Annotated in this window: 22 protein-coding genes; 7 read left to right on the top strand and 15 right to left on the bottom strand. The window is 67.9% G+C overall.

Annotated features, from left to right (window positions below; translation table 11 throughout):
* Positions 1–256: hypothetical protein (locus tag AB7O82_RS07890; protein WP_428547284.1), on the top strand; the 256-nt coding region annotated here is incomplete at its 5' end.
* Positions 257–452: 196 nt separating this feature from the next.
* Here the strand turns inward: AB7O82_RS07890 and AB7O82_RS07885 are convergent.
* The 4 genes from AB7O82_RS07885 to AB7O82_RS07870 are packed head-to-tail and all read right to left on the bottom strand — an operon-like array spanning position 453 to position 4,121.
* Positions 453–1,217 (bottom strand): class I SAM-dependent methyltransferase, encoded by a 765-nt coding sequence (locus tag AB7O82_RS07885; RefSeq protein ID WP_428619117.1) that lies wholly within the window; start codon positions 1,215–1,217, stop codon positions 453–455.
* On the bottom strand, positions 1,214–1,903 hold the full coding sequence (locus tag AB7O82_RS07880) for a LutC/YkgG family protein (protein ID WP_428619115.1): 690 nt from the start codon (positions 1,901–1,903) through the stop codon (positions 1,214–1,216). Before AB7O82_RS07880 ends, AB7O82_RS07885 begins: the two co-directional genes overlap by 4 nt.
* Positions 1,900–3,318 carry a LutB/LldF family L-lactate oxidation iron-sulfur protein gene (locus AB7O82_RS07875; protein ID WP_428619113.1) on the bottom strand — a complete coding sequence of 473 codons (1,419 nt, stop codon included), beginning with the start codon at positions 3,316–3,318 and terminating at the stop codon, positions 1,900–1,902. The genes AB7O82_RS07880 and AB7O82_RS07875 overlap by 4 nt, the downstream gene beginning before the upstream one ends.
* The gene (locus AB7O82_RS07870) at positions 3,318–4,121 is read right to left on the bottom strand and encodes a (Fe-S)-binding protein (protein WP_428547332.1); all 804 of its coding nucleotides are present in this window, start codon (positions 4,119–4,121) and stop codon (positions 3,318–3,320) included. The genes AB7O82_RS07875 and AB7O82_RS07870 overlap by 1 nt, the downstream gene beginning before the upstream one ends.
* 315 nt (positions 4,122–4,436) lie before the next feature.
* Between AB7O82_RS07870 and AB7O82_RS07865 the strand changes: the two genes are divergently transcribed.
* Positions 4,437–5,387, top strand: a complete 951-nt coding sequence (locus AB7O82_RS07865) for a 2OG-Fe(II) oxygenase (RefSeq protein ID WP_428619110.1) — start codon at positions 4,437–4,439, stop codon at positions 5,385–5,387.
* Positions 5,388–5,457: 70 nt separating this feature from the next.
* Entirely contained in the window at positions 5,458–6,234 is a 777-nt protein-coding gene (locus AB7O82_RS07860; RefSeq protein ID WP_428548822.1) for an SDR family NAD(P)-dependent oxidoreductase, read from the top strand.
* A 159-nt stretch (positions 6,235–6,393) separates the two neighbouring features.
* On the opposite strand, the gene mltA is transcribed toward AB7O82_RS07860, so the two are convergent.
* From mltA to AB7O82_RS07835, 5 genes are all read right to left on the bottom strand, one after another.
* Complete coding sequence (gene mltA / locus AB7O82_RS07855; protein ID WP_428548825.1) at positions 6,394–7,494, bottom strand: murein transglycosylase A; 1,101 nt, start codon at positions 7,492–7,494, stop codon at positions 6,394–6,396.
* A gap of 16 nt (positions 7,495–7,510) precedes the next feature.
* Positions 7,511–8,245 (bottom strand): Tim44/TimA family putative adaptor protein, encoded by a 735-nt coding sequence (locus AB7O82_RS07850; RefSeq protein ID WP_428548828.1) that lies wholly within the window; start codon positions 8,243–8,245, stop codon positions 7,511–7,513.
* 301 nt (positions 8,246–8,546) lie between these two features.
* Positions 8,547–9,902, bottom strand: a complete 1,356-nt coding sequence (locus AB7O82_RS07845) for an adenylate/guanylate cyclase domain-containing protein (RefSeq protein ID WP_428619107.1) — start codon at positions 9,900–9,902, stop codon at positions 8,547–8,549.
* On the bottom strand, positions 9,890–10,732 hold the full coding sequence (locus AB7O82_RS07840; RefSeq protein ID WP_428548834.1) for a class I SAM-dependent methyltransferase: 843 nt from the start codon (positions 10,730–10,732) through the stop codon (positions 9,890–9,892). The genes AB7O82_RS07845 and AB7O82_RS07840 overlap by 13 nt, the downstream gene beginning before the upstream one ends.
* Positions 10,733–10,754: 22 nt before the next feature.
* A complete protein-coding gene (locus AB7O82_RS07835; RefSeq protein ID WP_428548837.1) occupies positions 10,755–11,603 on the bottom strand; it encodes an MBL fold metallo-hydrolase in 849 nt (282 codons plus the stop codon).
* Positions 11,604–11,808: 205 nt separating this feature from the next.
* Here AB7O82_RS07835 and hspQ point away from each other — a divergent pair, with 205 nt between their 5' ends.
* Entirely contained in the window at positions 11,809–12,180 is a 372-nt protein-coding gene (gene hspQ / locus AB7O82_RS07830; RefSeq protein WP_428548840.1) for a heat shock protein HspQ, read from the top strand.
* 90 nt (positions 12,181–12,270) lie between these two features.
* Here hspQ and AB7O82_RS07825 read toward each other — a convergent pair whose 3' ends face one another.
* From AB7O82_RS07825 to rph, 4 genes are all read right to left on the bottom strand, one after another.
* Positions 12,271–13,122 (bottom strand): transporter substrate-binding domain-containing protein, encoded by an 852-nt coding sequence (locus tag AB7O82_RS07825; RefSeq protein WP_428619104.1) that lies wholly within the window; start codon positions 13,120–13,122, stop codon positions 12,271–12,273.
* Positions 13,119–14,306 (bottom strand): radical SAM family heme chaperone HemW, encoded by a 1,188-nt coding sequence (hemW, locus tag AB7O82_RS07820; protein WP_428619101.1) that lies wholly within the window; start codon positions 14,304–14,306, stop codon positions 13,119–13,121. The genes AB7O82_RS07825 and hemW overlap by 4 nt, the downstream gene beginning before the upstream one ends.
* 154 nt (positions 14,307–14,460) lie before the next feature.
* Positions 14,461–15,075, bottom strand: a complete 615-nt coding sequence (rdgB, locus tag AB7O82_RS07815) for an RdgB/HAM1 family non-canonical purine NTP pyrophosphatase (protein ID WP_428548849.1) — start codon at positions 15,073–15,075, stop codon at positions 14,461–14,463.
* Positions 15,075–15,824 carry a ribonuclease PH gene (gene rph, locus AB7O82_RS07810; RefSeq protein ID WP_428548852.1) on the bottom strand — a complete coding sequence of 250 codons (750 nt, stop codon included), beginning with the start codon at positions 15,822–15,824 and terminating at the stop codon, positions 15,075–15,077. The genes rdgB and rph overlap by 1 nt, the downstream gene beginning before the upstream one ends.
* Positions 15,825–15,947: 123 nt before the next feature.
* Here rph and hrcA point away from each other — a divergent pair, with 123 nt between their 5' ends.
* On the top strand, positions 15,948–17,048 hold the full coding sequence (gene hrcA, locus AB7O82_RS07805; RefSeq protein ID WP_428619098.1) for a heat-inducible transcriptional repressor HrcA: 1,101 nt from the start codon (positions 15,948–15,950) through the stop codon (positions 17,046–17,048).
* 74 nt (positions 17,049–17,122) lie between these two features.
* On the opposite strand, the gene AB7O82_RS07800 is transcribed toward hrcA, so the two are convergent.
* Positions 17,123–17,731: a L,D-transpeptidase family protein gene (locus AB7O82_RS07800; protein ID WP_428619095.1), complete on the bottom strand. Its 609-nt coding sequence runs from the start codon at positions 17,729–17,731 to the stop codon at positions 17,123–17,125.
* Positions 17,732–17,783: 52 nt separating this feature from the next.
* Between AB7O82_RS07800 and AB7O82_RS07795 the strand changes: the two genes are divergently transcribed.
* The gene (locus tag AB7O82_RS07795) at positions 17,784–18,485 is read left to right on the top strand and encodes a fumarylacetoacetate hydrolase family protein (protein WP_428548861.1); all 702 of its coding nucleotides are present in this window, start codon (positions 17,784–17,786) and stop codon (positions 18,483–18,485) included.
* A gap of 219 nt (positions 18,486–18,704) precedes the next feature.
* Positions 18,705–19,208 (top strand): hypothetical protein, encoded by a 504-nt coding sequence (locus AB7O82_RS07790; protein ID WP_428619093.1) that lies wholly within the window; start codon positions 18,705–18,707, stop codon positions 19,206–19,208.
* Here AB7O82_RS07790 and AB7O82_RS07785 read toward each other — a convergent pair.
* Positions 19,205–20,192, bottom strand: a 988-nt coding sequence (locus AB7O82_RS07785; protein WP_428619091.1) for an alpha/beta fold hydrolase, incomplete at its 5' end; no start/stop codon positions are given. The two genes, AB7O82_RS07790 and AB7O82_RS07785, sit on opposite strands and share 4 nt — an antisense overlap.

Here is a 20,192-nt window from a genome sequence, read left to right as displayed (position 1 = left end):
CGGTGCCATGACGGCCAACATCGCGGCGGCGAGCGGCATCCCCGGCGTCAACAGCACGGCGTTCAACGGCAACCCGGCGACCTCGCTGCTGTTCGGATCGGAAACCGTCAACAAGTGGGAAATCGGCGCCAACTATGCGCTCGGACCGGGCATCAAGCTGGTCGGCGGCGCGATGCTCTACAACGCGTCGGGCCCGACGAATGCCGTCAGCGGCAATTCGTGGGTCATCCTTCTCGGCATGGACCTGCGCTTCTAGTCGCGGGCCAACTCCATCATCGGGAAGAGCGGGCGAAAGCCCGCTCTTTTCGTTTGGGCGTTCCACCTCGTGAGCTGCGCTGGGCGCGCCATTCCACCGCTCCAGTGGCGCGATCGTCGTCGATCACGCAGAAGACGCGCCACTGGAGCGGCGCGTCCCCAGCAAGGACATCGCCCTTTCGGACAGTCGGGCTCGTTCAGGCCTTTCGCCGGCCGACGAGGTTGACGAACAGGGTAGGCAGGTAGGTGCGCGATACCGGCAACCGCTCGGTTGCCTGGCGCGCCAGCACGGCCCGGTTGTCCTCATGATCGAGCACGAGCTGGAACAGGCCTTGCTCGACGCCGGCGGCCTGCGGCTCGAGGTCAGGCTTGCCGTCGCGCTCCACGCGGTAGGCGACATCCAGGCCGACATCCCCGCCGCTGTAGAACGACGAGACGATGTCGAGCCGCTCGAACATCAGCATCAGGCCGCGCACCGAGAACCGCCAGTAGTCGTCGGGGGCGGCATGGAAGGCCTGCGACCAGGGAGTGGCGACATAGGCGATGCCACCGGGCCTCAGGACCCGCTCGATGTTGCGCGCTGCCTTGCCGGGGTGCCGCGTGTGCTCGAGCACATGGCAGCAGATCACGAGGTCGAACGGCTCCTCGCCGAGCTTGCCCAGCACCTTTCTTGGAGGGCCGCAGATGTCGACCACATGATCGACATTCGTCCCCTCCTGGAGGTCGATGCCGACGAACCGGGCGTGGCTGCCGAAGCGCCTGGCGACCAGCGCGCGCCAGTTGCGCTCGTTGCGATCCGACGCGAGGGGGCGCGATCCAACCTGCAGGATGCGCGGCGCGCGCCTGCCGCTCGCTTCGGCGGTCTGGTCGAGCAGGCGCTCGACCTCGCGGGTGACGCTGGTGCCGACGACGCGCAATTCTCCCCGCGGCTGGGCGGGCGGAGCGTCGCCGGCGGCCCTCATTCGCGAACCACCAGGATGTGCATGCGCCGCGGGCCGTGTGCGCCGAGCTCGATGGTCTGCTCGATGTCGCCGGTGCGCGAGGGGCCAGTGATCGTGTTGATGGTGCGGGGCATGCGGTCCTTGCCGTACCGCGCGCGCAGCCGGTCCCACGCGTCCTCGTAGCCACCGACGATGTCGCTCTCGCGCAGCACGACAACGTGCGTGTCGGGCAGCAGATTGAGGGTCACCGGATGCTCCGGTCCCGAGGCCATGACGAGCGTGCCGGTCTCGGCAATGCCGGCGAAGGCGCCAGTGATCGATACCGGGTCGCTGCCTTCCGCGCGGCCCTTGCGCAGCGACAGCATCTTCTGGCTCGTCCAGTCGAAGCGATCGAGGTCGCCGCCCGGCGCCATGACGGCCTCTGCGGGCAGGTTGTTGCGCGCCAGGTAGCCGACGACTTCTCCTGGCACCTGCTCCGGCGCGACACGCGCTATAGTTGCACTATTGGCTTCCGCCCATTCGCAGAACAACGCGACCTTGTCGGCTTGGGGCAGGTTGGCGCGGGCCACCTCGGGGCCGCGCGGCGGCCGGGCGAGGCGCGCCTCGACCTCCTGCCGGGCTCGGCCGGACAGCGCGTCGCGGCGCAGGGAGCGGCGGATGCCGTTCAGGATATGCGTCCTGGCGGCGCGGGTGTCGTTCTGGGTCACGGTCGCCTGCGTTGCCACTGCGCATGAAACGTGCCGCCGGGCTCGGGGGCCGGGAAGTCGCGAAAGCGCGTCCAGCCACCGGCCAGCGGCAGGCTGCGATAGCGGCCGTCGACGCGGCCGAACAGACCGAGCAGCCGGTTGGCGAGCGACGTCAGGCGGCGGTACAGCCGCGGCCGGCGTGCCAGGAACCCCCACAGAGCGAGACCCTGGCGCACGGCCCTGGGTGTCAGGTGGCGCTCGAACTCGCGCTCGCGCCAATGGCGCATCAGGCCGGGCAGAGGGATGCGCACCGGGCAGACGCTCTCGCAGCGCCCGCAAAAGGTGGAGGCATTGGGCAGGTTGCTCGCCTCCTCGAGGCCCACGAGCTGCGGCGTCAGCACGGCGCCAATCGGGCCGGGATATACCCAGCCGTAGGCATGCCCGCCGATCGCGCCATAGACCGGGCAATGGTTCATGCAGGCACCACAGCGGATGCAGCGCAGCATGTCCTGCATCTCGGTGCCCAGCACCGAGGAGCGGCCGTTGTCGAGGATGACGACGTGATATTGCTCGGGGCCGTCGAGATCGCCCGGCCGCTTCGGGCCCGTGTTCAGCGTGGTGTAGGACGACGTTTCCTGTCCGGTCGCCGAGCGCGCAAGGACGCGCAGCAGGACGGCGGCGTCCTCCAGGGTCGGGATCACCTTCTCGATGCTCGCCAGCACGATGTGCATGCGCGGCAGGGTGTTGGAGAGGTCGGCATTGCCCTCGTTGGTGACCAGCATCGACGAGCCGGTTTCGGCGACCAGGAAATTGGCGCCGGTGAGCCCGACGTCGGCGTCGAGGAATTTCTGGCGCAGCACGTAGCGCGCCTCGGCAACCAGGTCGTTGCGCTCGCTGAGCCGCTTGGTGAAGCCCAGCTTGCGGTGATGCTCGAAGAAGGTATCGGCGACCTGATCCTTGGTGAGATGCACCGCCGGCGCGATGATGTGGCTGGGCGTCTCGTGGCGCAGCTGAATGATGTACTCGCCGAGGTCGGTTTCGATCGGCGCGATGCCCATCGCCTCGAGATGCTCGTTGAGCGCGATCTCCTCGGCCACCATCGACTTCGACTTGGCGACCGTCCGGGCGCCGACGCCGCGGCAGAGCTCGCCGATGATGCGCCGCGCATCCTCCGCGGTGGGCGCCCAATGGACCTGGCCGCCCAGCGCCGTCACCTTGCGTTCGAACTCCTCGAGGTAGAAATCGAGATTGGCCAGCGCGTGATTCTTGATGTCGCGCGCGCGATCGCGCAGGGCCTCGAACTCGGGCAGGCGTTCGGCCGCCTGGCGCCGGCGCTCGGAGAAGCCCACCTTCAGCTTGCCGAGCGAATCCTGCAGGTTCGGGTCGGCGAGGGCCGCGCCGACATTGTCCTTGAAGTCGTGGGCGGTCGGCTGCATCAGCGGGTGCTCCGGCCGGGCTCGCCGATCGGCGCGCTGCCGCCCATGTCGGCCAGCACCTCGGCGACGTGACGCACCCGCACCGCGCTGCCCTGGCGCTGCAGCTTGCCTGCCATGTTCATCAGACAGCCGAGATCGCCGGCGAGGAGGGTGTCTGCCCCGGAGGCGGCAACGTCGGCGGTCTTCTCGCCGACCATGGCGTTGGAAATATCGGGATACTTCACGCAGAAGGTGCCGCCGAATCCGCAGCAGACTTCCGGCGATTTCATCTCGCTGAGCCGCAGGCCCTCGACCGAGCCCAGCAGGCGGCGCGGCTGGCTCTTCACGCCGAGCTCGCGCAGGCCCGAGCAGGAGTCGTGATAGGTCGCGATGCCGTCGTAGCGCGCGGTGACCCGGCTGACACCCAGCACATCGACCAGGAACGAGATCAACTCGTAGCTGTGTTCGGCCAGCCGCTCGGCGCGCGCCTTCGCGGCCGGATCGTCGTCGAACAATCCCGGGTAGTGGTGGATCAGCATCCCTGCGCACGAGCCCGACGGCGCCACGACGGCATCGTAGCCTTCGAAGGCATCGATGACCTGTCGGGCGATGGCGCGCGTCGTGGCGCGATCGCCGGAATTGTAGGCCGGCTGACCGCAGCAGACCTGAAGGGGCGGCACCTCGACCGAGCAACCCGCCTGCTCGAGAAGCTTCACGGCGGCGAAGCCAACGGACGGGCGAAACAGGTCGACGAGGCAGGTGACGAACAACGCGACGCGGCGCGGCGGCGGACCCGGCTTGGACGACGGCTTGGACACGGGCAGCAGATTGGCAGTGGCCAATTCCTCCCGCAATGGGGCCACGGTTGAGAATCGAAGGCCACCGGCGCCTACAGCCAAATCCTGTCGCGCTTCCTGGCAGGCCCGAGGTGAACCCATCCACCGGCGGTGCCCAGGGAACCATGGTCTGGGCAAGCCGCCGCCTTGCCGGAGCGCGACGGCCTGACTTCCGCAATGTCAGGCCCGTGAAAGGTGCCGAGCGATACGTTTGATACGACCGGAAGGCCCTGACGGCTGGAAACGATGAGTCGACCCGCGGCGAAATCATGGGGTAGCGTTGCCATCGGTGTAGGCGATGTCATGCCGCACATTACGCTGCCGTCGGGGTGCGGCGGGCTATTCGATTCCTGGGATCAGCTGACGTCCGGCATGGCGCGGGCCTATTGGCTCGGCCCGCCGCCCAGTGTCGCCACGGCGATCCGGTTGTCGGGAGAGCTGGCGGCGTGGGAGACCCTGCTGCACGTCGTCCTTGTCTCAGCTGCGGACACTTCCGGCTATCCGTCCTGGCTGCTCGATCAGGCTGGCGAGCTCGGTCGCGCGTTCGGCGCGACCGGGTCGCTCGTCGTCCTCGTCGATCCCGGTGGGCGCGTGGCGGCGCTGTTGCCCGCGCCCTCGGCGGACGCGATCGCGGCGCGGGCCGCCCAGCTGTATGCCAGCAGCGCGCCGGCCCTGGTGCAGGCCAAGGCACCGGTGCTGCTGCTCGAGCGGGTGGCCGAGCCGGCCTTCTGCACGACGCTGATGGATTACTGGCAGCACAGCAGCAAGCTCGCCAACGAGGTGTCGTCGGACTCCGGCAATGTCGTCAATGCCGACATCAAGCGCCGCCAGGACGTCCAGGTGAGCGATCCGTTGCTGTTCGTCCGATTGCGCGATCGCGTGATGCGCCGGGTCGTGCCGGTGATGGAGCAGGTCTATCACGCCCGCATCAACGTCATGGAAGCGCCACTGATCGGCTGCTACGGGGCCGAGTCCGGCGGCTGGTTCCGCCGCCACAGGGACAACACCAGCAGCGCCACCGCGCATCGCCAGTTCGCTCTGAGCCTCAACCTGAACAGTACCGACGAGTATGACGGCGGCCTGCTGCGCTTTCCCGAGTTCGGCCGCGAGCTCTACGCGCCGGCTGCCGGGGGCGCCCTGGTATTCTCGACCGCCATGGTGCACGAGGTCACCCTGGTCACGCGCGGCCGCCGGTTCGGCGTGTTCACGTTCCTCTCGGCCAGCGGACCACCGGTGATTCGTCGGCAGTCCTAGACGCCACGAGGCTGGAAGGTTGACGGGCAGCCCGTAAAGTCGTCGGCGCACTGCCCCGACTGGAGCCTTCATGCCGCCGGACATCTTCGATCGTTTCCGCCTCACCGACCGGACAGCCCTGGTCACCGGGGCTCGCCGCGAGATTGGCCGGGCCATCGCCCTGGCCCTGGCGAGCGCCGGTGCGCGGCTGGCGATCCACCACGCCGGCACGGATGAAGAGGCCGCCGATGCGGATGGCGTGGTGCGGGAGATCGAGCAGGGCGGCGGAACGGCGCGTGCCTTCGGCCAGGATTTCGCCCTGGAGGATGCGGGGCATCGCCTGGCCGCTTCGGTCGGAGCCTGGTCGCCCGTCGACATCCTGGTGCTGAACGCGTCGATCGAGCTTCCGGAGGCGTACCAGGACATCACGCGGGAGCGCTTCGACAGGCAGATCGCGGTCAATCTGCGCAGCCCGCTCGAGCTGCTGCAGGCGCTGGTCCCGGCCATGGGCAAGCGCGGCTGGGGGCGCGTCGTGACGATCGGCAGCGTGCAGCAGGTCCGGCCGCATCCGCAGATGCTGGTCTATGCCGGGACCAAAGCGGCGCAGCTCAACTGGGCGTGGAACCTTGCCCGCCAGTTCGGCGGCCAGGGCGTCACGGTGAACAACCTCGCCCCCGGCGCCATCCTGACCGCGCGCAACCGCGCGCAGATGGCGACGGAAGGCGAAGCGCTGGTGCAGCGCATTCCGGCCGGCCGGCTCGGCCAGCCGGACGATCTCGCCGGCGCGGCGCTGCTCCTGTGCTCGGAGGCCGGCGCCTACATCAACGGCGTCAATCTCTACGTCGATGGCGGCCGGGCGATTGCGTGACCACGCGACGCGACCGAGGCACCTTCTTGTGCCGGGAGCGCGCCACTGCGATGACGCTCTTCTCATTGATCACACGCCCCATGAGCGCCATCGCAGTGGCGCGCTCCCGGCCATGAGTTGGCTCATTTTCGTTCGGCCAATCGGGCGGCGCCTCGCGCCCTAACTCTTGTTGGGAATCAGCACGATCGCCCGGCCGTCGCTGTTCATGCGGCCGGCCCAGTCGGCTGCCTGCGCGCCATTGCCGAAGAACACGTCGCCGCGGGCCGGTCCGACGATCGCGGCGCCGGTGTCCTGGGCGATGGTCAGGCGGCGGTAGGGTTCGGTCGCGCCCGGTTTCCGCGCCAGCGGCCGCACTGTGTCGATCCAGATCGGCGTGCCGTAGGGCGTCAGCGTCGTGTCGACGGCGATGCTGCGCTGCGCCGTCAGCGGCACGCCTTCGGCGCCGGTCACGCTCGCCGTCCTGGTGTCTTTGAAGAAGATATAGCGCTCGTTCTTGCGCATCACGTCACGCGCCTGCTGCGGGTTGCGCTTCAGCCAGTCTCGAATCGCGGGCCACGTCGCGGCGTCCTTGTTCATCACGCCCATCTCGACCAGCACCTTGCCGATGGCGGTGTAGGGCCGGTTGTTCGAGCCGTCGAAGCCGAGGGTGAGGGTGCCGCCTTCGGCAAGCTGCACGCGGCCGCTGCCCTGCACCTGGACCTCGAACAGGGCGACCGGATCCTGGACCCAGGCGATCTCCAGCCCCTGTCCTTTCAAGATGCCTTGCTCGATCTCGGCGCGCGTGTAGTAGGGCTTGTCGGTCAGATCCGACGGCCGGCGATAGACCGGCACCGTGAACAGGCGCGACGGCGCGCGGCTGCCGCGCATGTCGGGCTCGAAATAACCGGTGAACTTGCCGGGAGCCTGGACGATCAGCGGCCGGAAATTGCTCTCGAAGAACTGCCTGGCGGCCCGGTCGTCGCCCGCCTTCACGGCGCCGGCGGTACTACAGATTCGCGCCCATTCGGCCGGCGCGATGGTCTTGGTCCCGCCGTCGGTCGCGATCTTTGTCTCGGGTCCACTCGTGAGCTTGGGACAGGAGCGCCGGAACGCCACCAAGGCCTCGGCATGTTTGTCGCTTGCCCAGCCGCTTATCTCATTGAAGGAAACCGGCGCCATCGCCACGCGCCGCTCGCTCGACCCACCCACACCGGCACATGCGGCCAGCAAACCGGCGGCGGCCAGACAGGCTGCCCGGCCGGGCAAGACGGTCCAGCGCATGGTCGGAGAGCCCTCGTCAGCCTTCGCTTTCGGTCTTGGTCAGCACCCAATTGGGATCGGTCGACGTCGTGTCGCGACGAAATGTCCAGAGATCCACGACTTTCTGAACCTCGTTGGGATTGCCGTCGATGATCTGGCTCTCGGCGTTGCGCACGACATTGATCTGCTCGCTGACGAAACGGACCGTGACCAGGGCGTTGCTGCCTTGCGTTGCGGCCGCGGCGATGTCGGAGGCCTCGAAACCGATCAGGGTGGTTTCGGCCTTCTCCTGCCGTTCGGTGCGGCCGCGGATGGCCGCCTCGAAGCTGGCGTAGGTCGGGCCATCCAGCAGGGGGCGCAGGGCGCCGATATCACCCTTGGCAAAGGCCTCGACGATGGTCGTGAAGGCGGACCGCGCACCGGCGCAGAAGGCCATCGGCTCGAAGGTCGGATCGGCCGCGCGGATCGCGGCGACGCCGGTTGCCGCCGTCGGCAACACCGTGGCGCGGATACCGCCCGGTCCGGTCGCCGACGTGGAAGGGCGCGGCGCGGTGGCGGTGGGCAGCGGCACGACATTGTCGTTGCCGCTCTGGCCAGCCTGCGGCGGCGCGTCGCCGACCCGCGGCGAGGGTGTCGGAGGCGCCGGCGGCGTGAACGGATCGCGTGCCGGCGGACGCTCGTTGCCGGTACGCTTGCCGAGCACGGAACGCAGCCGCAGGATGAGAAAGACGGCGACCAGTCCGATGAGGATTATGTCGTAGTTGTTGCCCACGATGGCGCTCCGCCAACCCGTTCCCGACTCTCTGGAAAATACATAGGCTGCGAATGGGGAAAGGGCAAGGCAACCCGACCGGCCGCAACCCCTCCCATTCTCCTCCCATGAAAATTCCCACCATCGTGGTGCGCGCCGGGGGTGCTGGGTGTCTCCCCCCGGATCTGTGCGTTCCGACGTCGGAATTGAACGAATCTCGAATGAGGGTCTCCCCCTCCGGCAATGGCACTGCAAACAGCGCCTACGCGAGCCACCTCCCTCGATGACGGGGGGCGAAATGGGAGCGCCGCAAGTGGGCGGATCAGGCCAGGACCACGATATCGACCGGATCGGCGACGCCGGCGACCGGACGGCCCGGGCGGCGCTCGCGCATCCCCGGCGGGCTGTAGCCCTGTTGCTCGGCAAGCGCATAGGTCGCGGCGTCGGTTACGGCGCGGGATTTTTCGTCCTTGTTGTGCTTTTCCAACTTGGCGGCGAAGTTCACCGCATCGCCGATCACGGTGAATTCCAGCCGCTCCCCGTCGCCCACCGCGCCGAACACCACGCGGCCCGATGCCACCGCGAGCCCGATCGACAGGGGCGCCAGGCCCGCGGACGTGCGCTCGGCCGCCCACTGGTCGGCCGCCTCGAGCACCGCATCGGCCGCCCGCAGGGCGTCGGCCGCAGCGGTTGTCGACGGCGCCACGGCGCCGAATGACGCCAGGATGCCATCGCCCAGGAACTTGTCTATGCTGCCGCCGTGGCGGGCGATCAGCGGGCAAACCCGTCCCTGGTAGTCCTGCAGCACCTTCATGACGTCGCCTGGCGCCAGCTCCGTCGACAGGCGCGTGAAGCCGCGCAGGTCGACGGTCAGGATGGCGACATCGCGCATCTCGCCTTCGCCGGCCTTGATCGACATCGCGGCGCTGCGAATGCGGCTGGCGACGCCGGGATCGAAAAAGCGCGACAGGTCACGGGCCGCAGCACCCTCCGCGACCGACCGCACCAGGAGGTTGCGGGCGCGCGCAATGGCGATCGCCAGCACCGCGGTGGTGAGCAGGATGGCGATGACCTTGCTGGCTTCGGCGTGGATCAGCAGCGCATTCGAATTCATGTACTCGACGAAATCGTCGGTCTCGTTGGGCGGCCCGCCTCGACCGCCCTGGGCGTAGAGGATGAGCCACATCCAGCCCGCCGCCGCCGCGAGACCGGTGACGATCACGAAGCGCGCCTCGAAGCGCAGCGCCCGCACGGCGATGATCAGGAAGATGAAAACGAGCGTTGGCGCCTTGAGGTAGAATACCGCCGGCTGGGCGAACTTGTAGTGCAGGGAGTAGATCAGGGCGATGAACAGGCCGACGTCGGCGATCACGGAGACATAGAGCAGCCATTCGGGCAGGCGACGCAGATACGCCAACACCAGGCGCACGGCAGCGAACAGGGCGTAGAGCGCGAAGACTTCCGTTTCGAACGCGTAATCCTCCTGCACGACGCCTGCCGGCATCGAGGTGGTCTGATAGACAGTCGCCAGCAGGGCGATCAGCGCGAGCTGGGCCCAGCCGATCAGAATCTCGCTGCGCTCCTGCTGGCGGCGAATGGTCTCGCGGACGCGCTCCGGAAGCGCTTCCAGGCTGCCGCCCTCGAACAGCCAATTTCGCACGCGGCTCAGGATCGACATTTTTCCAACCACAGGCTGGCGGCGATGGCATCGGGCGGCCGGGGCAGGCGCGGCACGACCGACGTCGCCAACCGATCGGCGAGCCGGCGCTCGACCCAGGCGCTCGAGAACAACGGCCGGTAGGCGCCGCTTACCAGCAGCGGCGCGATGCCCTGCTGCTCGTTGTAGGCGCGCCAGCCCCAAATCGGCGGGTAGTCGAAGGGCAGGAAGACGTCGTGAATGTGCACCAGCGCCCCGGCGGGCAGGACGGGAAGGACCCGGTTGAGCAGGATGTCGACATCGCTGCCGGGCATCAGGATATGGCTCGAGTCGATGAACAGCAGATCGCCCGGCTTGAAGTCGTCGAACAGGCTGAGCGCCGCCGCCTGCAAGGTCGACGCCACGATGCGCACGCCCGGCAGATCGGCGATGTCGGCGCGCGGCGCGGGATCGATCGCCACGATCTCTCCCATCCCGCCGTGCGCGCGCGCCAGCACGCGGGTCGAATGGCCGGAGCCGATCTCGATGATGCGCCGGGGCTTGCGCTCGCGGACCAGAGTATAGGCAACGGCGCCGTCGAGGGAGGGGAACCACGACTGGTCGAAGAGGGCCTTCTTCGCCTCCAGCGCCTCGGCATTTGCATCGACCGCATCGAGCACGGCGCGGAACGTTTCGGCATTCTGCTCGAATATGGCCTCGATCGCCGGATAGGGCGGTTGGGCGCCGGGCGGCGGGAGCAGCGGCGCGTAGCGATGCGGGATGAACCAGCCGCCAGGCTTCAGGCCGAGCACCGTGGGCAGGCCGAGCTTCAGGCGTCGCCAGCGGCCACGCAGGCTAGACGAGGCGGTCATGATAACGACTCATGGGCAGGACCTAGGGGCTGAGCGTCAACCCTTCATGAGCAACGAGAACGCGCGGCAGACCGTTGGACGCCCTGCCGGGCCGGGCGAGCGCCGCGTCGCGGGCCACGCCGTCCATGAAGGCATCGTCGTGGCTGGGATCGTGGTGGAAGATGGCGAGGGTGCCGACACCGGCGGCGTTGGCGATCCGCACGCCCTCCTGCCACGTCGAGTGACCCCAGCCGCGATAGCGCTCGTATTCGGCGTCGGTATAGCTCGAATCGTAGATCATGACATCGGCGCCGCGGCACAGCTCGACGATGGTGCCGTCCAGCCCGCGTCCGCGATGCTCGGTATCGGTGATGTAGCAGATCGATTTGCCACCGAAGGCGATACGATAACCGGTCGCGCCATTGGGGTGGTTGAGCGGCGCGGTGTGCATCGCCACCGCGCCGCAGCTCAGGTGCTGGCCGGCCTGGAATTCCTTGAACTCCACGCGCGCCTGGAAGACGTCGAGCGACACCGGGTAGAGCGGCGCCTGCATCAGGTTGCTCACGACTTTCTTCAGCGTGTGGGGCGCTTCCAGATGGCCGGCCCACATGCGCACCGAATTGCGCTGCTCGAACAGCGGCGCGAAGAAGGTAAGGCCCGAGATGTGGTCGAGGTGGGTGTGCGTGAAATAGATGTCGAGATCGATCGGCACCTCGCGGGCGAGCTCGAGGCCCAGGGTACGGATGCCGGTTCCCGCGTCGAAAATGAGGCGCCGGCCGCCTGCCGTGACCTCCAGGCAGGAAGTGTTGCCGCCATAGCGGACATACTCGGCTCCGGAACAGGAGATCGAACCCCGTACGCCCCAGAATCGAACTTTCAGGCCTCCCGACAAGCGTTCAGTCTCCCTTCCCGACACAGAGTCCACGGGCGGGACGCTCGCGTCAACCGAGCCTGACCGGTGATTATTGCAGTCGACTGCCGGCCAGCTGTCTTGGCCACCTTATTGCTAGGGGCTTCACGAACAAGTTTACCGCCGCGTGCGGCTTCGGCGATCCGGGCGCGTTGCTTGCCAACCCATTCGGAGCAATACTTCCGTCATGGAAATCGAGAACCCAGCCGCCCGGGCAGCGATTGTCCCCCCACCGATGCGCCGGGCAAAGTTCGCCATCGGCCAAGTGGTGAAGCATCGCATCTATCCGTTCCGGGGCGTCATCTTCGACGTCGATCCGGTGTTCTCGAACACCGAGGAATGGCTTGCCCAGATTCCCGAGGAAGTCCGGCCGCGGCGTGACCAGCCATTCTATCACCTGCTGGCCGAGAACGCCCAGAATACCTACGTGGCCTACGTCTCGGAGCAGAACCTGCTACCCGACGAGACGGGCAAGCCGGTGTCGCATCCGCAGGTGCCGCACTTCTTCAAGGAGCTGAAGCGCGGCCACTACGTCTCACGCGATCGCGCGCTGCATTGATCTCTTCCGGACCTCGGGCGTCTCGCCCGCTCATGATTCATGAGAAGAGCGGGCGAGACGCCCGTGGTCTACAGTGCGCCTCCGCTGTGATCAATTGATCGCAAACGGAAAATACTTTTCGTTGATTTTCTTGTAGGTGCCGTCGGCGATCATGTCGCCGAACGCCTTGTTGAGGGCGTCGCGCAGCTTGACGTCCTCCTTGCGCAGGCCGGCGGCGACGCCGACGCCCAGGGTCTGGTTGTCCTTGATGTCCTGACCGACCACCTCGCAGCACTTGCCCTCCGGCTTCTGGCTCCACAGCCAGAGCTGCGTCTTGTTGCCGAACACCGCGTCGACCTCGTCCCTGGACAGCGCCTCGAGCGCCTCGGCTGCGGTGTCATAGCGCTTGATAAATGCCGACCGTCGGAAACTCTTGTCGAGCCAGTCGGCATGAGTCGAATCCTTCTGCACGCCCAACCGCTTGTTGCGCAGCAGGGAGGGTGGCCCGTCGAACGGGGTACCCCTGGCGGCGATGAAGGCGCCGGGCGAGAGGTAATAGCGGCGTGACAGGCCGAGCCGCTTGCGCCGCTCGCTGGTGATCTCGAGCGAGGCCATGATGACGTCGAACTTTTTGTCGAGCAGCCCGGGGATCAGCTCGTCCCACTTGAAGGCGGCGAACTCGCACTCCGCCTTGATGCGCTGGCAGGCCTCCTGGGCAAGCTCCATCTCGAACCCGGCGGGCAGGCCCTTGCGGTCGAGATAGTTGAAGGGCGGGTAGGCACCTTCGGTGGCGACGGTGATCTTGAACGCCGGCGGCGGAAACATCGGCTTGGCGCCAGGGCGTGGGGGCGGCGCCGGCGACCGGGTGGCCGGCGGCTTCTGCTGCTGCTGTTGCTGTGCCGTCGCTGCGCCGAGGGAGACTGCCAGAATAGCCATCACGGCCAGAGGTGCCTTCCACGTCATGCGATCAGCCGCTCCAGCACGGCGTTGAGACGCTGGCGGCCGGCCGGCGTCGCCCTGAGATGCGTGGCGTCGATCTCGAGCAGGCCGGCCGCGATCAGCGGCGCCAGCCGGGCCTCGCCCAGGGTGGCCACGGGATCGCAGCCGGTGACCGACGCGAACCGGCTGCGATCGATGCCGTCGGCCAGCCGCAATCCCATCATCAGCGCCTCCTCGACAAGATCCCGACCGGCGATCGACGCGGTTTCCGCCGTGCCGTGGCCGCTGCTTTCGACGGCCTCGATCCAGGCTTCCGGCCCGCTCGTTCGCCGTGTCGCCCGCTTGACCGGCGGTCCAGCGTCGTCGGCGAAGCGGCCGTGCGCCCCTGGTCCGATGCCGACGTAATCCTGATACCGCCAGTAGATCAAATTATGGCGGCACGCGGCTCCTGGGCGGGCATGGTTCGAGATCTCGTAGGCCCGCAACCCGGCTGCGGCCATCCGGGCCTGGGTCTGCTCGAACATTGTGGCGGCGTCATCCTCGTCCGGCAGGACGATGGCGCCGCGCGCCCGATCGACGAAGAACCGCGTGCCGCGCTCGATCGTGAGCTGGTAGAGCGAGAGGTGCTCGCCTGCCAGGGCAATCGCGCGGTCGAGCTCGGCTGCCCAGCTTTCCGGCGTCTGGCCGGGCCGGGCATAGATCAGGTCGAACGAGTATCGGCCGAAATGTCGGCGCGCCAGCTCGAGCGCGACGAGCGCTTCGTCGACCGAGTGCTCGCGGCCGAGAAAGCGCAGCGCGGCGGCGTCGAGCGCCTGGATGCCGAGCGACAGGCGGTTGACCCCCGCCTGGGCAAGGGCTGCAAAGCGGCCGGCCTCGACCGAGGTCGGATTGGCTTCGAGCGTGATCTCGACGTCCGGGTCGGTATCCCACAGGCTCTTCACGCGGGCGATCAGGGCGGCGACGGTTGCCGGCTCCATCAGCGAGGGCGTGCCGCCGCCGAAGAAGATCGTCTCGACCCGTCGTCCCGCGGCCTCGCGCGCCGCGTGCTCGAGCTCGGCGAGCAACGCATTGCGCCAGCGTTCGTGGCTCACGCCGTCGCGCACATGGGAATTGAAATCGCAGTACGGGCACTTCGATTTGCAGAACGGCCAATGAAAGTAGACGCCCAGGGGCTCGCCGGCTCGCGGCTGGGCGGTCGAGCCCTTCAAGGAAGGCTCCCCAGCGCGCACCACGGCCCTGCGGGGCGTCGAAAGGCCTTGGTGGCTGGGGGCGCGCCACTTCCGTGGCGCGTCTTCCGTATGATCGACAAAGATCGCGCCACAGGCGTGGCGCGCCCCCGGCGCATTTTCAAGGAAGGTAGCGTCATTTGAAGCAGGCCTCGACCAGGAGCCGGAAGGCGCGTCCGCGATGGCTGATGGCGTTCTTCTCGGCGTCGCTCATCTCGGCCGTGGTGCGCGTCTCGCCGGCGGGCTGGAAGCAGGGGTCGTAGCCGTGGCCGCCGCTGCCGCGCGGCGGCCAGACGATGTGCCCGTCGAGCCTGCCATGCACCAGCTCGACATGCTCGTCGGGCCAGGCCAGCGCCAGCACGCAATGGAAGGTTGCGGTGCGCGCGGCGTCGTCATCGGGGACGCCGCGCCTGGCCAACTCGTCCTGGATGCGCCGCATGCCCACCATGGCGTCGCGCGTCGGGCCCTCCCAGTCGGCGGTGTGGAGGCCGGGCTGGCCGTCGAGCGCGCGCACGCTCAGGCCCGAATCGTCGGCCAGCGCCGGCAGGCCGCTGGCGCGCGTGGCGGCCAGCGCCTTGAGGGTGGCGTTCTCTTCGAACGTGGTGCCGGTCTCCTCGGGCGCCGGCAGGCCGAGCTCCCCGGCCGACACGATGTCGACGCCGAAGGGCGACAGCATGGTGCGGATCTCGCCGGCCTTGCCGCGATTGTGGGTGGCCACCACGAGGCGGGGCAGGGTGAAGCGGCGCGCCATCAGGCGGGCGGAACGATCGGCGACTTGGCCACCGACGGGCCGATGGCCAACCGCTGCAGGCGGGTCAGCTCGCTAACGCCCTTCTTGGCGAGCGCCAGCAGGGCCAGGAACTCGGGCTCGCTGAATGGCTTGTCCTCGGCGGTGCCCTGTACCTCGACGATGCCGCCGGCGCCGGTCAAGACGAAATTGGCGTCGGCCTGCGCCTTCGAATCCTCCGGATAGTCGAGGTCGAGCACCGGGGTTCCTTCCCACAGGCCGCACGACACTGCGGCGACCTGGCCCGTGATCGGGTTGGCGGCGATCTTGCCCTCCCTGACCAGGCGCTCGAAGGCGAAGTGGAGCGCCACCCACGAGCCGGTGATGCTGGCGGTGCGCGTGCCGCCGTCGGCCTGCAGCACGTCGCAATCGATGTTGATCTGCCGCTCGCCCATGGCGGCAAGATCTACCACGGCGCGCAGCGAGCGGCCGATCAGGCGCTGGATCTCCTGGGTGCGGCCCGACTGGCGGCCGCGCGCCGCCTCGCGGTCGGTTCGCGTGTGGGTCGAACGGGGCAGCATGCCGTACTCGGCCGTCACCCAGCCGCGATTGGTGTTGCGCATCCAGGGCGGGACCCGCTCGTCGATGGACGCGGTGCACAGGACATGGGTGTCGCCGAACTTGATCAGGCAGGAGCCCTCGGCATGCCGGGAGAAGCCCGGTTCCAGAGAAACGACGCGAAGCTGATCGGGGGCGCGACCGGACGGGCGCATCGGATTCTCCTGGAAAACTGCCAAACCACTGATGGGCGGCCGGTTTAGCGCCGTGTCCCGGCCGAATCCAGCGATCCCGCAGCCTGCGTTGACCGGCTCAGTGGCGCTACCTACATTTTTTCCATGGCGATTCATCGGATTGGCGCTCCGGGCGGCCTCGCGGACGGCGCGACGGGTCAACGGCCGGCGGCGTCGGTTACGGAGTTGAGCGAGCGCGCCCGCGAGGTGCTGCGGCTCGTCGTCGAGGGCTATGTCGAGACCGGCGAGCCGGTCGGCTCGCGCTCGCTGACCCGGCGCCTCAGCGAGGCGCTGTCGCCCGCCACGATTCGCAACATCATGGCCGACCTGCAGGATCTCGGCCTGCTCTACGCGCCACACACCTCGGCCGGCCGCCTGCCGACCGACGCGGGGCTGAAGCTGTTCGTCAACGGCCTGCTGGAGCTCGGCAACATCAGTGAGGAGGAGCGCGAGAGCATCGAGGCGCGTTGCGCCGCGGTCGGCCGCAGCGTTACCGAGGCGCTGGAGCAGGCGACGACACTGCTGTCCGGCCTGTCTCGTTGCGCCAGCGTCGTGATGGCGCCCAAGAGCGAGCAGCCGCTGAAGCACATCGAGTTCGTGAGCCTGGGGCCCGGCCGCGCGCTGGTCGTCACGGTGACCCAGACTGGCCACGTCGAGAACCGCCTGATCGAGGTGCCGATCGGCATGCCGGGCTCGGCGCTGGTCGAGGCGACCAACTACCTCAACTCGCGTCTCATCGGGCGCACCATCGAGGATGCGCGCAAGCTCATCCTCGAGGATCTCAAGCTGAAGCGCGCCGAGCTGAACGACCTGACGGCGCGGGTGATCGAATCGGGGTTGGCGACCTGGGCCGGCGAGCCCGGCAGCGCGCTGATCGTGCGCGGCCAGGCACGCCTGCTCGAGGACATCACCGCGATCGCCGACCTCGAGCGCGTGCGCACCCTGTTCGATGCGCTGGAGCGCGGGGAAAGCTTCGTGCGCCTGCTTGAGCTCGCCAATGCCGGGGCCGGCGTGCAGATCTTCATCGGCTCCGACAACCCGCTGTTCGCCAATACGGGCTGCTCGATGGTGGTGGCGCCGTTCCGCGATTCGCGCGAGCGCATCCTGGGCGCCATCGGCGTCATCGGTCCGACGAGACTGAACTACGCCCGCATCATCCCGCTGGTCGACTCCACCGCGCGCACGATCGGACGGTTGGTGGGGTAGGACTCATCCGGGCCGCGGGCGTCTCGCCAGCTCATGATCAAGAGCGGGCGAGACGCCCGCGGTCCAAATGAGAGCTACCAATCCCTCTCGTCGAAATCCTCGAACTGCTGCATCAGCTCGTCGTCGTCGCGCGATCCCGCTTGCTCGTCGGCCGGCCGCGACAGCACCTGCAGGCGCGTCTCGGGGCCGATCAGGGTGACGAGCTCGAGGAGGTCATCGCGGGCGAAGGCGACGCAGCCGCGAGTCGGCGCATAGTCCTTGCGGGCGAGGTGGAGGAAGATGGCGCTGCCCCATTCGCCTTCCGGCGGATCGTCGTTGTAGCCGACGACGACGACGAGATCGTAGAGCTCGTCGTCGCGCCACATTTTCTCGTGGCTCCATTCGTTGGGAATGCGGACCAGCCGGTTGTAGGACGTCGAGCGCGGGTCGTCGCACCAGCCGTCGTGTTCGTCGATCGGCCGCGCCGGCAGGCGGACCTTGGGCAGGACCAGCCGGTCATTGCGGAAATAAAGGTGGCGCAGCGGGAACTTGCCGGCGGGCGTCGCCGCATCGCCTTCGACCTTGTCCTCGCGCACGCCGCCTGCACCTACCGTGCAGCGCCAGCGGCGATTGCCCAGCGTTGCCCAGCCGAGCGAGCTTTCGCCGGAGTCGATCTGAACCGTCAGGACGTCTGCCTCGGACATTGCCTATAACTCCGGCGCTCTTCATAAAGGCTCGCTCGCGAAGGAGAAAGCGATGGCTTATGTCGTGACGCCGCCCGCCACGGTCGGCGTGCCGGTCAACGGGACCGGCGATCTGTTTCCGGTGCGGCGCATCTTCTGCGTCGGCCGCAACTACGCCGCCCATGCCCGCGAGATGGGCCACGATCCCGACCGCGAGCCGCCCTTCTTCTTCACCAAGCCGGCCGACGCCATCGTCGTCTGCGCCGATCCGAAGAACCCGACCAGGGTCGCCTATCCGTCGGCCACCAAGAATCTCCACCATGAGATGGAGCTGGTCGTCGCCTTGAAGTCGGGCGGTGCGGACATCCCGGTCGACAAGGCGCTGGACCATGTTTTCGGCTACGCCGTCGGCCTCGACATGACGCGTCGCGATCTGCAGAACCAGGCCAAGGACATGGGCCGGCCGTGGGACATGGGCAAGGGCTTCGATCAGTCGGCACCGATCGGCGAGATCTTCCCCGCCGCACGCATCGGCCATCCGGCCAAGGGCACTATCCAGCTCGACGTCAACGGCAAGACCCGCCAGAAATCCGATCTCAATGCGCTGATCTGGAGTGTGCCGGAGACGATATCCTACCTGTCGGGCCTGGTGGCGCTCGCCGCCGGCGACCTGATCTACACCGGCACGCCGGATGGTGTGGCCGCGGTCGTCCGGGGCGATACCCTGGCGGGCTTCGTCGACGGCTGCGGCACGGTGACCTGCACCCTGGTGTAGAGCCGTGCGGCGTGACGTTTCGTTCCGGCGAAGGTTCGCCTAAGTCGGGACGCGGCCCGACACCCTATGAAGATGCGCTGGGAGCGCGCCACTGGCCGTCGTGGACCGGCTCTCTCCCGCATGGATCGGATTGACGACGCACCGGGGCAGTCTTGGTGACACCGGGATGGTATATTTTAAGCGAGTCATCGTCGGGCAAGCCGCGCGTCGGAGGGCAACATGCCTGTCTATGTGGAGACTTCCCCGCTCCATCGGCTGGTGACGATCGTCGCTCGCGGGAAGCTTACTGCCGATGAAGTCCGCGGCACGGCGGAAAAACTGGCCGAGGCCCGGGTGCGCCGGTTTGCCAAGGTCGTCGAGGTCGCCGGCGCCTATCTCGACCTGGCTCCCCAGGATCTCGTCCAGCTGGCCCAGATCCTGCGCGGCGATCCCGACAAGCGCGGCCCGATCGCCTTCGTCGTCGCCCCCGGACGCGGCGAGTTTGCCCGGCAGTTCGCCGCCCTCACGGAAAAGGAAGGTCCGGTCGCCGTCTTCAACAAGCTGCACGACGCCCGCGTCTGGATTGCGTCGATCCAGCATGCCGATCCTCGCGCGGCGAGCGCTCAGCCCGCTGCGCCGGCCGCGCCATCGGAGAAGGGCTCCTGGTCCGATCCGGATCGCCAGGGAACGATGATCCGTGGCCGCCAGCAGCGCGAGTTCACGACACGCGCCCTGGTGAGCTAGCTCGCCAGCAGCTTCTCGACCTCGGCGTCGATGAAGGCCGCGTCCTCCGGGTTGTCACGCGGGTTGCCGGCGCGATGGCCCCACACGGAGGGAATCTCGACCAGCCTGCCGTGCCTGAGATGCGGCAGCTCGGCGCGATTGTCGTCGGTCTGGAAGTAGAGGTCGGTGGCCGACGGCATCAGCAGGACCTGCGCCTTGATGCCCGCCAGGGCCATTTCCAGGTCTCCGCGAAAAAGGTCGTTGGCCGAGATGTCGCCGTTCTGCCAGGTCCACAGCTGGGCCAGCAGGTCCGAGGCGTCGCGGCGCAGGAAGCTCGCTTCCCAGGATCGCACCAGGAAATCCTCGAGCGAGGCGAAGCCCAGCCCGCGCCACATCTCGCGGCGATAGAAGGTTTGGCTCAGCGCCCAGCCGGCATAGATGCGGCCCATCGCGCGCAGGCCGCGTTCGGGCCTGGCGATATATTTCGTGCCGTCCCAGTTGGGATCGGCCTGCAGAGCCGTGCGCACGCCTTCGAGGAAAACGAAATTGTGCGGCGCCGTCCTGGCCGAGCCGCAATTGACGACGATGCGTTCGACGGCCTCACCGAACAGCGCCGCCCAGTGATAGGCCTGTTGGGCGCCCATCGACCAGCCATAGACCAGCTTCACGCGATCGACGCCGAACAGCTCGGCCATCATGCGGCGGTGCTGCATGACGTTGTCGTACGTCGTGACGGCGGGAAAGTCCGGCGTGTTCGACGGCGACGACGACAGGCCGTTGGCGAACATGTTGGGGATGACGATGAAGTAGCGGCTCGGGTCGAGGCAATGCTCGGGCGAGACCAGCCATTCGATGTCGGTGTGATGTGCCGAGTAGCTCGTCGGGTAGACGATGACGTTGTCGCGCCGGGGCGACAGCGTGCCGAACGTCTTGTAGACGATGCGCGCGCCCTTGAGCGTACCGCCGCGCTGCAGGGAGAGATCACCGCAGTCGAAGACCCCTTCG

Source organism: Reyranella sp., from assembly GCF_050185545.1.
Taxonomy (GTDB): domain Bacteria; phylum Pseudomonadota; class Alphaproteobacteria; order Reyranellales; family Reyranellaceae; genus Reyranella.
Note: the sequence above shows the minus strand (reverse complement) of the source record. Positions and strands in the feature narration are given on the sequence as shown.

What these genes read in the sequence shown, in the direction of transcription:
- AB7O82_RS07840 (WP_428548834.1), bottom strand. Translation starts at nt 10,732, where the DNA reads ATGACCGCCTCGTCTAGCCTGCGTGGCCGCTGGCGACGCCTGAAGCTC.
- AB7O82_RS07800 (WP_428619095.1), bottom strand. Translation starts at nt 17,731, where the DNA reads ATGTCCGAGGCAGACGTCCTGACGGTTCAGATCGACTCCGGCGAAAGC.
- mltA (WP_428548825.1), bottom strand. Translation starts at nt 7,494, where the DNA reads ATGCGCTGGACCGTCTTGCCCGGCCGGGCAGCCTGTCTGGCCGCCGCC.
- AB7O82_RS07845 (WP_428619107.1), bottom strand. Translation starts at nt 9,902, where the DNA reads ATGTCGATCCTGAGCCGCGTGCGAAATTGGCTGTTCGAGGGCGGCAGC.
- AB7O82_RS07860 (WP_428548822.1), top strand. Translation starts at nt 5,458, where the DNA reads ATGCCGCCGGACATCTTCGATCGTTTCCGCCTCACCGACCGGACAGCC.
- AB7O82_RS07795 (WP_428548861.1), top strand. Translation starts at nt 17,784, where the DNA reads ATGGCTTATGTCGTGACGCCGCCCGCCACGGTCGGCGTGCCGGTCAAC.
- AB7O82_RS07865 (WP_428619110.1), top strand. Translation starts at nt 4,437, where the DNA reads ATGCCGCACATTACGCTGCCGTCGGGGTGCGGCGGGCTATTCGATTCC.
- AB7O82_RS07885 (WP_428619117.1), bottom strand. Translation starts at nt 1,217, where the DNA reads ATGAGGGCCGCCGGCGACGCTCCGCCCGCCCAGCCGCGGGGAGAATTG.
- hrcA (WP_428619098.1), top strand. Translation starts at nt 15,948, where the DNA reads ATGGCGATTCATCGGATTGGCGCTCCGGGCGGCCTCGCGGACGGCGCG.
- AB7O82_RS07875 (WP_428619113.1), bottom strand. Translation starts at nt 3,318, where the DNA reads ATGCAGCCGACCGCCCACGACTTCAAGGACAATGTCGGCGCGGCCCTC.
- rph (WP_428548852.1), bottom strand. Translation starts at nt 15,824, where the DNA reads ATGCGCCCGTCCGGTCGCGCCCCCGATCAGCTTCGCGTCGTTTCTCTG.
- AB7O82_RS07790 (WP_428619093.1), top strand. Translation starts at nt 18,705, where the DNA reads ATGCCTGTCTATGTGGAGACTTCCCCGCTCCATCGGCTGGTGACGATC.
- hspQ (WP_428548840.1), top strand. Translation starts at nt 11,809, where the DNA reads ATGGAAATCGAGAACCCAGCCGCCCGGGCAGCGATTGTCCCCCCACCG.
- AB7O82_RS07825 (WP_428619104.1), bottom strand. Translation starts at nt 13,122, where the DNA reads ATGACGTGGAAGGCACCTCTGGCCGTGATGGCTATTCTGGCAGTCTCC.
- rdgB (WP_428548849.1), bottom strand. Translation starts at nt 15,075, where the DNA reads ATGGCGCGCCGCTTCACCCTGCCCCGCCTCGTGGTGGCCACCCACAAT.